This is a genomic window from Hungatella sp. (assembly GCF_046966825.1).
The window spans coordinates 1-2,224 of sequence record NZ_JBKVCZ010000282.1; the positions used below are offsets into that span (position 1 = coordinate 1).

Annotated in this window: 4 protein-coding genes and 1 pseudogene; 1 reads left to right on the forward strand and 4 read right to left on the reverse strand. The window is 44.3% G+C overall.

The window, feature by feature from the left end; genetic code table 11:
- From ACLTD4_RS33825 to ACLTD4_RS33840, 4 genes are all read right to left on the reverse strand, one after another.
- The coding region (locus ACLTD4_RS33825; protein ID WP_412331986.1) for an ABC transporter transmembrane domain-containing protein at window positions 1–421 on the reverse strand (421 nt) is incomplete at its 3' end.
- Window position 422: 1 nt separating this feature from the next.
- On the reverse strand, window positions 423–926 hold the full coding sequence (locus ACLTD4_RS33830) for a MarR family winged helix-turn-helix transcriptional regulator (RefSeq protein ID WP_002600153.1): 504 nt from the start codon (window positions 924–926) through the stop codon (window positions 423–425).
- A 215-nt stretch (window positions 927–1,141) separates the two neighbouring features.
- Window positions 1,142–1,288, reverse strand: coding sequence for a hypothetical protein (locus tag ACLTD4_RS33835; RefSeq protein ID WP_002600154.1), 147 nt, complete (start codon window positions 1,286–1,288; stop codon window positions 1,142–1,144).
- Between the two features lie 130 nt (window positions 1,289–1,418).
- The gene (locus ACLTD4_RS33840; protein WP_117623713.1) at window positions 1,419–1,640 is read right to left on the reverse strand and encodes a hypothetical protein; all 222 of its coding nucleotides are present in this window, start codon (window positions 1,638–1,640) and stop codon (window positions 1,419–1,421) included.
- Between the two features lie 385 nt (window positions 1,641–2,025).
- Between ACLTD4_RS33840 and ACLTD4_RS33845 the strand changes: the two are divergent.
- Window positions 2,026–2,121, forward strand: a pseudogene (locus ACLTD4_RS33845) (DUF6019 family protein); the annotation flags it as partial.
- Between the last annotated feature and the right edge of the window lie 103 nt (window positions 2,122–2,224).

Sequence of the window (2,224 nt, forward strand, 5' to 3'; positions counted from 1 at the left end):
GCATGCCGGGCGCGCGGAACATCAAACGCAGGCTCATCATCAGCACGTTCTGAATCTGCTGAATGTCGTTGGTCAGCCTGGTTACAAGGGAACCGCTGCTGAAATCGTCTATGTTCTTAAAGGAAAACTGCTGTACCTTGTCAAATACGTCTTTTCTCAAATCGGAGCTGAAACAGATGGAGGCCTTTGATGAGAAATAGGCCGCTCCGATTCCGCCCGCGGCCATAACAAAGGCCGTAACCACCATCACGCCGCCCACGGCTATGATATAGCTGGTGTCCCTGTTTGCCACACCATTGTTAATAATCAGTGACATCAGCTTTGGTAGCATGATCTCACCAAATACCTCTGTCAGCATCAAAAGCGGTGCCAGCAGAAATGAGCCCCAATATGGCTTTATATATTTCCAGTATCGCTTCACGTTATGAATCCTCCTTTTTTGTCGTTGTCTTAGTCGTTATGTCGGACAAATTCGCATAAATGCGCTCCAGATACCCTTCCATGGCCTGAAACTCTTCCTCCGTGAATCCCAGAAACATCTGATTTTCCACGTTTTTAAAAAACTGCCGGCTGTGTTCCACGACATCGAGCCCTTCCTCTGTCAGACAGAGCTTGTTGTACCGGTTGTCTTCCTGGTCCACAATTCTCGTGATATAACCGCCCTTTTCCAGTTTTTTCACCGACACCGCTATGGTTGCCGCGGTGACGTTTAAATATTCCGCGATTTCCTTCTGGGACGCGTTGGAATGTTCCGCCAGGGTTGTTAAAATCTGATGCTGGCTCCTGTAGACTCCAGTCTTATTCAGACGCTGCTCCAGAATGCTCCGGTGCAGCTTCATAATTCTGATGTACTGCGTCAGCACGTGATGAGCCGAAGAATCCAGCCACTTGCTGTCATGGCATGGCCCGCTGCCACAAGATTTCATGTTTTTCCGCCTCCCTTCCTCATCATATGGGGAATAATTAGTTATGTGATAGTTAGCTAATTAATAATTAGGTATTATACTCTTACTCAATAAGGATTACAATAGGGTAATTATGAAATTTCTGTGAAATATAGAAAAAAGAGGCCAAAAGGCCCCTTCCTGTCACGCTCCATGCATGATCGTAAATATAAATATGTAGAATTATAAAGCTGCTGTTACATTTCCAGCGTAACCACGGTCCACCTGCTGTTCTGCATTATGAGGAAGCAGGGCCGCTTCATTTTATAGCGATAGTAGCGTTCCATACAGTTTACAAACAAACGGTATCTCATCAGGCTTGTACAAACAGGATAAATTGTCATGGTTTTCCCTCCCATATCATTCTGTTATAGTTTATGCGAAAAATGCGTCTGTTATGACCATTTTTTCGGCGCACCCACTTATTTTCAGTCAGAGAGCCGGAGACCGTAAACAGTCTCCGGCTCTCCGGCATCACCACGTGATCCAGCCGTAGGTTTTGTAATCATGAGGAATCACGTGATCATATGCTTCATTGAAGATTTCCCGTTTCAGCTTCCTGCGAAGTTTCTTAGACGTCTGCTTTTTCACGTACCGGCACTCATGGTCATAAAACCACTTCGTTTTTCTGTGGTGACGGTAATCTTTCATCACTTCTTTTCTGGGATCCCGGTAATTCTTTTCAGTCTTATACATCCGCTTCCTATTGCGGCAGTATAACTCCAGTTCCCATTCTTCAAGTTCTTTCTGAATCTCTCTTTCCATTTCTATCCCTGGCATGGGTTTTATATTTGCCCGTTACGGACACTTGCTCCACACCTAGAACAGATTCATCCGGTAATATAACATCATCGCTTTCCCCTCTCTCATGCTACCTGCTTCTTTTCTCGACTATACCATACCGGACTGTCATTTTCCATATACGGAAGCTTACAAACAATTACAATATCTTTACGGATAGCCTTCTTCGAAGGTCTCCGGCGGGCTTCCTAAATCGTAATACTTTTGCTACTTGTTTTTCATCAGTCCATCCCCTACAATGATACTATAAAATTGTAATTGAAAAGGAGGGGCCGTACCTGTAGTCTTCTTTGTCCTGGGTTATTATTTAATAAAAAAAGCTGTTAAAAATGGAATTCTGGAAGCCTACAAAGAAATCCACAAGGATCAGCAGTAAGTAAAAGGCGCCATCTCAAAAAAGGACGATCCCATACCGGGTATCGTCCTTTCAGACTGTAGACAACTAGCCTCCTAATAGGAGGCGGTTGTCTTTTTTCTTT

Excerpts from the sequence above, each read along its gene's own strand:
- ACLTD4_RS33830 (WP_002600153.1), bottom strand. The coding sequence starts at position 926 with ATGAAATCTTGTGGCAGCGGGCCATGCCATGACAGCAAGTGGCTGGAT.
- ACLTD4_RS33835 (WP_002600154.1), bottom strand. The coding sequence starts at position 1,288 with ATGACAATTTATCCTGTTTGTACAAGCCTGATGAGATACCGTTTGTTT.
- ACLTD4_RS33840 (WP_117623713.1), bottom strand. The coding sequence starts at position 1,640 with ATGTATAAGACTGAAAAGAATTACCGGGATCCCAGAAAAGAAGTGATG.